Origin of the sequence: Gardnerella sp. 26-12 (genome assembly GCF_001660745.1) — a bacterium.
In the GTDB taxonomy this organism is placed as follows: domain Bacteria; phylum Actinomycetota; class Actinomycetes; order Actinomycetales; family Bifidobacteriaceae; genus Bifidobacterium; species Bifidobacterium swidsinskii.
The window spans coordinates 26,889-34,824 of sequence record NZ_LWSR01000007.1 but is presented as its reverse complement, the minus strand read 5'-3'; the positions used below and the strand labels follow the sequence as shown (position 1 = coordinate 34,824).

The following is a 7,936-nucleotide window of genomic DNA, read 5'->3' as shown; positions in this document are numbered from 1 at the left end:
ATTAATAACTAATATTTTATGCAGCATGTAAAGCTTGTTGCGTAAGTGCAAATTTGCTTATGCGCGCTACTCCTTCTTTAAGTTCTTCTGCTTTTCCAGCGTAAGATAGTCGCACGAATCCGCTTCCTTCTGCACCAAAGGCTTCTCCTGGCACAACAGCAACTTTTTCTTCATCTAAAAGTTTTTTGCTAAATTCTTCTGAACTTAAACCAGTTGGTCGAACGTCAACAAAAACGTAGAATGCACCTTGAGGCTCTATAAGACGTAATGCATTGCAATTTGCCAATCCGTCTATAACAAGCTGACGTTTTGCGCGATATTCTTCTCTCATTTCGTGCACGTGATCTTGCGGACCTGTTAATGCAGCTACGCCGCCATATTGTGCGGTAGAATTTACAGAAGAATGCATCATTTCTGCAATTTTGCTGGTTTGCTCAATAACTTGGCTTGGTGCAAGAATATATCCAATTCTCCAGCCTGTCATTGCGTAAGTTTTCGATAAACTTTCTACAATAATGGTTCGTTCGTGCATTCCTTCAGCTGCTGCAATAGATGGTGCTACAGCATTTCCGCAAGGTTCAGTTTCTGGATTGCTTGCGAATACGAATGGATGGTAGACTTCGTCAGAAATTACCCAAAGATTAAATTCTTGGCATAATTTTGCAACTTCTTCGAGTTCTTCTGCGGTTGTTACAGCACCGGTTGGGTTGCATGGAGAATTGATAATGATGGCTTTAGTGCGTGGCGATATAGCTTTGCGTATTTCTGCTGCATTAATATGCATTCCATGTTCTGGCTTAAGGGCTACAGTTACTGGAATTCCTTCGCACATTAGCACTTCTGCATCGTATGATGTGAAGTATGGAGATGGAATAATAACCTCATCTCCCGGATCTATTACTGATTTAATAGCTAAATATAATCCAATAGTAGCGCCGTCAACGGCTTGAATTTCTGTGTCTGCGTTGTAGTTTAAACCTTTTACTCTATTCGTATAATTTGCAGCTGCCTCGCGGAATTCTGGTATGCCTAAAACGTCTGTGTATTTTGTTTTTCCCTCTCGTAATGAGTTGCACGCGGCTTCAACAATGTGTGAGGAAGCAGTTTCGCCTGGTTCTCCTAGGCATAGTGAAATAGCGTCTGGTATTTGTTCTACACGGTCAAATACATCTCTAATACCTGAACGAGGTATTGAAATTGCATGTTTCGCTACTTTTGCCATGCTGTGCTCCTTTTTGATTGTTGGTTTTGATTTTATAAGAATAATCTTTAAAGGTTATAGGCTTCGTTTATACGCTTATTATGCGAATTGTACAACACTATTACGGCTGATGTTAAAAGAAAWAATTATTTTTNAACRCCTTTGTGCATACTATACTAATGCAACAAAATGTATAGAGTCATCATTATGCACCTCGACTAGTGCATGGAGACACTGTTATGGAAGCATATTCAGCATTAACTCATAACGAATTTGCTGTAATATCAGCATTGCAACATTTGCCAGGAAGTAATCAACGTACTATAGCTGAGCATACGAAGCTTTCATTAGGCACAGTAAATAGTGCGTTACGCGATGCTATTCAGCATGGGTTTGTTGTTAATGGTGAAGTTACATCAAAAGGTCTTACCGCACTCGAACCGCATCGCGTCCACAATGCGGTGATTATGGCAGCTGGCCTTTCCTCCCGCTTTTCCCCGATTTCTTACGAATTGCCAAAAGGTTTACTCACTGTGCGCGGCGAAGTGCTTATTGAACGACAAATTCGTCAATTACAAGCGGCAGGAATTAACGATATTAGCGTAGTAGTTGGATACAAGCAGGAACGTTTCTTCTATTTGGAAGACAAGTTTACTAAAGGCGATTTTTGCGTAAAAATCGTACCAAATAAGGAATATCGTGAGCGCAACAACAACAGTTCAATCATGGCTGTTGCTCACCTTTTAAGTAACACGTATATTTGTTCTTCTGACAATTATTTCGACGAAAATCCTTTTGAACCATACGTGTGGAAGGCTTACTATTCTGCGCAATATCAGCGGGGCCGCACTAAAGAGTGGTGTATGAGTGTAGGTGCGCACGATCGCATTACGTCGGTAACTATTGGTGGCAGTGATGCGTGGTACATGATTGGTCACGTGTATTTTGACAGCGAATTTTCGGCTAAGTTTGTGCGAATTTTGCGTGCGGAATATGATTTGCCGCAGACTGCTGGCAAGCTGTGGGAAGATATTTTGATTGAGCATTTAGATGAGCTTGATATGCGCATGCGCCGCTACGATCCGCCGATTATTCACGAGTTCGATTCGTTAGATGAGCTTCGCGAGTTTGATCCGCTGTTTTTGGAAAATGTTGACAGTGAAGTTTTTGACCGCATTGTTAAGGTGCTTGGTTGCAAAAAGTCGGATATTCGCGACGTTTACCCGTTGAAAAATGGTTTGACGAATCTTTCTTGCCATTTTATGGTTGGTTCTAACGAGTATGTGTACCGTCATCCGGGGGTTGGCACGGATGTGTTGGTGAATCGCCAGGCTGAGGATGAGGCTTTGCGTGCGGCGCAGCACCTTGGTTTGGACGGTACGTTGGTTGCGGATGATCCGAAGTATGGCTGGAAAATTTCGCATTTTTTGAAAGGTTGTCGTACCGCTGATTTTCACGATTCTTGCGATTTGCGCGAAGGTATGCGTCTGATTCGTAAGCTTCACAACAGTGGCGCTACGGTGAGTAGACGGTTCGATTTTTATGAGGAATCTCAGCGTTATTTGCGCGATTTGTGCGCTCGCCGTGTTGCGTTGCCTGAGGGTGCTGACGCTTTGCTTCATAAGGTTGATTGTTTGCATGAGTGCGTGAGTAAAGATGCTTGTCAAAAAATTTGCTTGGCGCACAACGATATATTGGGTGCGAATGTGCTTGTGGATATTGCTGGACGCTACCATCTGATTGATTGGGAGTATGCGGGGATGTCGGATTATGCGCAGGATTTGGGTACGTTGTGCGTGTCTGACGCGCTTAATGAGCAGGAATTTGACGCGGTTCTAGCGGAGTATTTTGAGCGCAATCCTACTTGTGCTGAACGTCGTCATTGCATGGCGTACGTTGGTTTTGCGGGGTGGTGTTGGTATTTGTGGTCGTTGGTAAAAGAGGCTGAGGGGGAGCCTGTAGGCGACTGTCGTTATTTGTATTACCGTTATGCGAAACGTTATGTTGACCGCGCTTCGAGCGAATATGGTGCCGTATCCGATGAATCCTCTGAATCTGCTGGTTGTGACGGGTCTGCAGGCTCTGTGGCAAAGGTGTGATTTATGAAATATTCCTTAATAAGTGGACTGTTTTGGGGACTTGATACTGCTTTGCTTGCGGTGTTGGTTGCGTTATCTGTTCATGGCTTAACACCTTCTGCAGTATGGTATGTGGGAGTTGTGGGCGCTTGCGTTCACGACGTTGTGTGTGCTGTAATATTGTGGATTTATATGGCTTGTCGTTCAAAGTTGCGCGAAACTGTTGCTCTTTGCAAACGTACGAAATTGATTGTGCCTATTGTGTTGAGTTCGCTTCTTGGAGGCCCAATTGGTATGACCGGTTACGCTATTGCGGCAAGCAATATTGGTGCCGGTTACGCTGCTGCGATTTCCGCACTGTACCCGGCTTTTGGCATAGTACTGTCTTCTATTGTGTTGCGCGAACGCTTAAGTGCGTTGAAATATTGTGCTTTTGCTGTAACGCTTATTGCGGTAGGAGTGCTTGGCTACTGTTCTTGCGTGGAATCTTCAACCGCAACTGTCTTCTCTCCGGGCAGCATAGTCTTAGGTTTGATTGCGGCTATTTTCAGTGTTATTGGTTGGGGAAGTGAAGCCGTTACTTGCGCGTGGGCTACCAGAAAGCAAAGCGTGGACGACGAAGTAATGCTGCACGTGCGCGAAACTGTTTCCGCACTGTCGTACGCCTTACTCATTGTGCCGTTGTGTACGATACTGCCGGTTTTTAGCGTAAAGATTATGCAATCAGCCGTCTTTATTGCGTTAGCTATATTTATAGCGTTACTTGGTGCTGCTTCCTACTTGTGCTACTACCGCGGTATTGCTCAGGTTGGTGCGACGCGCGCTATGGCTGGAAATATTACGTACGCGGTATGGAGCATGATTGCAGCAGCGTTACTTTCTCAAACAATTCCGCCGCTTATTGCGTGGGTTTGTTGCGTGGTGATAATTGCGGGGACGGTAGTGGTGGCTTCCGAAAAATAATTGCAACGGAGTATGATAAACCTGTATTGCATTGTGGCAACAGTTTATAGCAGTACGCTATAGCAAGTATGTTTTTAAATAATGAGGGAGTAATGAACTTATGGTTTCGCAGTTACGTCGCATAGTGAGTTGGATAATAGGCAGACTCCCTTCGTCAAAACGCTCTATTGTGGAAGTGCGCGAGCAGCTGAGTGCTATTCAAACGCAAATTTCTCGATTGCAAGAATGTGTCGACGCTCGCTGCGCTCATCTTGAGGTTGGGCAGTATAACGTTGAGAAGTCGTTGCGCACGGAGATTTTGACGAATCGTGAGCAGTCTTCGATTATGGCTTGGTCAAACTATAGGAAAGATGGCGAAAGTAGCGTGGATGCGCATAAGCGTTTCTTCCTTAGTTTGCCGAAAGCTACAGGTTCTATGCGCGTTATACAACGGGGTTGCGCGTCGCTGCTGAGTGAGTTTGCGCAGATTGCGCAGCAGCATAATCTTCAGTATTGGGCTGATTTTGGTACGCTGCTCGGTTGCGTGCGTCATCGTGGGTTTATTCCTTGGGATGACGATGTTGACTTGGGTATGATGCGAGAGGATATTGATAAGCTGCTGACAATGTTGCGCGAGGATGCCGCGTTGCGCGCGCGCTACCGTGCGGTGCTCGTGTACGATCCGTACGTGTGCTGCCGTCAGTTGCGGTTCCGCTACGCGAATAATAGTAATCCTTGTTTTTTGGATATTTTCTTCTACGATTACGCGCCTGATTTGACGTCTGAACAGCAGCAGAGTTTTGTGTCTTTGCGTAAGGATTTGCAGCAAGAGTTGCGTTCGCAGACTTTTTTCAACACATGGCTTGACCGCGGTTATGTTGAGCGGGGCGGCGAATACACTGCTGATATTGAACAGATTTTTCAGAGTTTCCAAAAGAAGGCTGTAAACCAGGGGCTTGTGATGAGTAAGTCTTGCGCGCGCAACGTGGTGTATGGTTTGGATAATGTTGATGCTGAGAATTTGTATATTGCACAATGTGCCGAAATGTTTCCAGTAAAAATGGCAACTTTTGAAGATTTTTCTGTTGCTATACCGCAGTTATCGGAAGATATTTTGGAACGCGTGTATGGTGATATTTATCAGCTGCCATCGGATATTATTACGCACTTCCGTCATGTTGACTGCGAATCCTTGCATAGCAGTCATACTGACGATGTAATCGAGCAGGATATTCGTTCAAATCCGTATGCGATCGATTGTGGCAGACTTGAGTGAGTTATGTAACGCTACAAAACGGTAACTCTACAAAACAGTAACGTTAAGAATGGCAATAGTACGAAGGAATTAACAGGTGTGCATATGGGCGATACGAGCAATAGTAACGGTAATGCGACTGCTGTAAATGATGTGGCGGCAGAAAGAAACGTAACGATGGTTGGTAGTGCAGTAAGTAGCACAATAAGTGGTGCAATAAGCAGTGCGATACAGTGCAGTCGCGATTGTGCTCGCGCTATGCGTTCTGTTTTACGACGCATATCGCTAATTATGCCGCTTATTATTGTGCTTCTGCTGGAACTTGTATGGTTCAACTTTCCGGCAATCGAATCGTCAGGATTCAATCCAACTCCTGTTCAGAGAGTTTCAACCGGTGCAGGTTTGACGCGTCACGGCGACGTGTATACAGTTACCGGCAAAAACGATCAATACATACAATTGCATTACGCTCAGCCTTCTCAAATAAATAACATTTACGTCGATACGCGTTCGCCTCATACTCGCACACTCGATATTGCTGTGTATGTGTTGGATGGTGGCAACAGTGCTTCTTATATTCAAGTTGCGTCTCAGCCGGTTACGTCGAATGTGAACGATACGAAGTATGTGCGCGTGCATGCGGTTGATAAAGTTGTGGGTTTGCGTTTGAGCACGAAGCTTCAGAAAGGCGATTCTTTTACAATTGCTAACTTTGCGTTGAACCAGCGTAGACCGTTGCATATTTCGCTTGTTCGCGTCGTGATGTTGTTGGTGATTGCTTACGCGATATACGTGTTGGCTCCTCGTTCGCGCATTTACAAAGAAGCGCTTGATTTGCGCGTGCGTAAGCAGCAGTTGTGGCTCGTTGCGTTAGTGCTAGTGCAGTGCGCAATACTTATTGGAGTAACGAAAGTTACTGGTACTCAACACATGTTTACAGCGGGGGTATGTAATAACGGCGGCTTTATATGTGACGCCAACCAATACAATCATCTCGCCAACAGCCTGCTCAAAGGTCACCTGTACTTGGATCTGCCGGTTCCTGACTGGCTGCCGAATATGAGCAACCCTTACGATGCAGGCGCGCGCTACGCCATGTCGATAAAAACTGGTCAACCAACTTACTGGGATTATGCGTTCCACGGAAGCCACTACTTTACTTACTTCGGCGCACTTCCTGCACTGTTACTTTTTGTGCCGTTCAAAGTACTTACCGGCCACGATTTGCGCACAGATTACGCCGTCGCCTTCTTTGCTGTCGCTTTCGCAATTGCTTCTATCTATCTTGTGGTGCAATTACTTCGACGCTTCTTCCCAAAGCGATCCTTCGGCTTCCTTGTGCTGTCGCATCTCGTTATGCTCATGTCCAGTGGAGTGCTAATTCAGGCGTATCTGCCGCAAATCTACTCGCTTCCTATGCTGTCATCATTGTGTTTCACCTGCTTAGGACTGGGATTGTGGCTACAGGCGCGAACTACTCAAGATGCTCTTTCTGAAACCCCGTACTTACGGAAGTCACTACTCATTCTGGGAGCAGTATGTATTGCACTAAACCTATGGTGTAGACCGCAATTTATTCTGGCGTCACTGTTTGCTTTCGTAATTTTTAAGGAAGAAATCGTAAAGTACCGTCTATTTTTTGCCTTCAAACGAAGCAGCGTAATCAATACTATATGCGTAATCGCACCAATGATTCTTATAGGCTTAGCCGCCTGCTGGTACAACTACGCGCGTTTCGGTTCTCCACTCGATTTTGGTGCAACCTACAATCTCACCGGTTTTGACATGGTTCACCGCTCCTACTCTTGGGCGCGAATCCCATGGGGAGTATGGATGTACCTGTTCCAGCCGATTACTATTACGCCAGTTTTTCCGTTTATGGAACAATCCGTGCTGCCGTCAATGTTCCACGGGCAAATCATTATGGAGCCATTCTTTGGCGGCCTACTCGCTTACTCTCCTGTATGCGCAGCCGTAGTACTGTACCCGGTAGTAAAGCAACAATTACGCAAAAAGCAGCTTGCTGGATTCTTTACGCTCGGCTTAACATTGTCGATACTGCTTATGGTATTAGACGCGGAAGTAGTAGGAATTTCCAGCAGGTACTTTAGTGATTTTGGCTGGCTGCTAGCGTTGTGTGCAATTATGGTGATTGCAAGTCTTGTAGACAAAGTCTCGTCTTGCGCGCGCACGGTTGACGTTCCTTCTGGTTGCGTCAACGAAACAGGCGAGGAGTCGCCTTCTAAAGCCAACTTTAAGTTAATGCACAAAGTTTTGATTATTCTGGTGATTTCCAGCGTGGGCTTGTGTTCCTTAAACCTCCTTGCCAACGGACGATACTCAGACCTTCAAGGCACTAGGCCGAGTATATACAGAAGTATCGAATCCTGGTTCTCGCCACTTACGTAACAGACGAATCAGTTGCAATTTGGTTACTATTAGTAAATTACAATTCAGATA

Annotated in this window: 5 protein-coding genes; 4 read left to right on the top strand and 1 reads right to left on the bottom strand. The window is 45.3% G+C overall.

Annotated features, from left to right (window positions below; genetic code table 11):
* Positions 1 to 16: 16 nt before the first annotated feature.
* Positions 17 to 1,222: a pyridoxal phosphate-dependent aminotransferase gene (locus A5295_RS01040; protein ID WP_064621487.1), complete on the bottom strand. Its 1,206-nt coding sequence runs from the start codon at positions 1,220 to 1,222 to the stop codon at positions 17 to 19.
* Positions 1,223 to 1,440: 218 nt separating this feature from the next.
* Between A5295_RS01040 and A5295_RS01035 the strand changes: the two genes are divergently transcribed.
* The 4 genes from A5295_RS01035 (at position 1,441) to A5295_RS01020 (ending at position 7,885) form a co-directional block, all read left to right on the top strand.
* Positions 1,441 to 3,300: a phosphotransferase gene (locus A5295_RS01035; RefSeq protein ID WP_064621486.1), complete on the top strand. Its 1,860-nt coding sequence runs from the start codon at positions 1,441 to 1,443 to the stop codon at positions 3,298 to 3,300.
* A gap of 3 nt (positions 3,301 to 3,303) precedes the next feature.
* Complete coding sequence (locus tag A5295_RS01030) at positions 3,304 to 4,242, top strand: DMT family transporter (RefSeq protein ID WP_064621485.1); 939 nt, start codon at positions 3,304 to 3,306, stop codon at positions 4,240 to 4,242.
* Positions 4,243 to 4,342: 100 nt separating this feature from the next.
* Positions 4,343 to 5,497, top strand: a complete 1,155-nt coding sequence (locus tag A5295_RS01025; RefSeq protein ID WP_064621484.1) for a phosphorylcholine transferase LicD — start codon at positions 4,343 to 4,345, stop codon at positions 5,495 to 5,497.
* 84 nt (positions 5,498 to 5,581) lie between these two features.
* The gene (locus A5295_RS01020) at positions 5,582 to 7,885 is read left to right on the top strand and encodes a hypothetical protein (protein ID WP_064621483.1); all 2,304 of its coding nucleotides are present in this window, start codon (positions 5,582 to 5,584) and stop codon (positions 7,883 to 7,885) included.
* The last annotated feature ends 51 nt before the right edge of the window (positions 7,886 to 7,936 follow it).

Bases quoted from the DNA above. Each gene is read 5' to 3' on its own strand.
- A5295_RS01040 (WP_064621487.1), bottom strand. From the start codon at position 1,222: ATGGCAAAAGTAGCGAAACATGCAATTTCAATACCTCGTTCAGGTATT.
- A5295_RS01035 (WP_064621486.1), top strand. From the start codon at position 1,441: ATGGAAGCATATTCAGCATTAACTCATAACGAATTTGCTGTAATATCA.
- A5295_RS01030 (WP_064621485.1), top strand. From the start codon at position 3,304: ATGAAATATTCCTTAATAAGTGGACTGTTTTGGGGACTTGATACTGCT.
- A5295_RS01025 (WP_064621484.1), top strand. From the start codon at position 4,343: ATGGTTTCGCAGTTACGTCGCATAGTGAGTTGGATAATAGGCAGACTC.
- A5295_RS01020 (WP_064621483.1), top strand. From the start codon at position 5,582: ATGGGCGATACGAGCAATAGTAACGGTAATGCGACTGCTGTAAATGAT.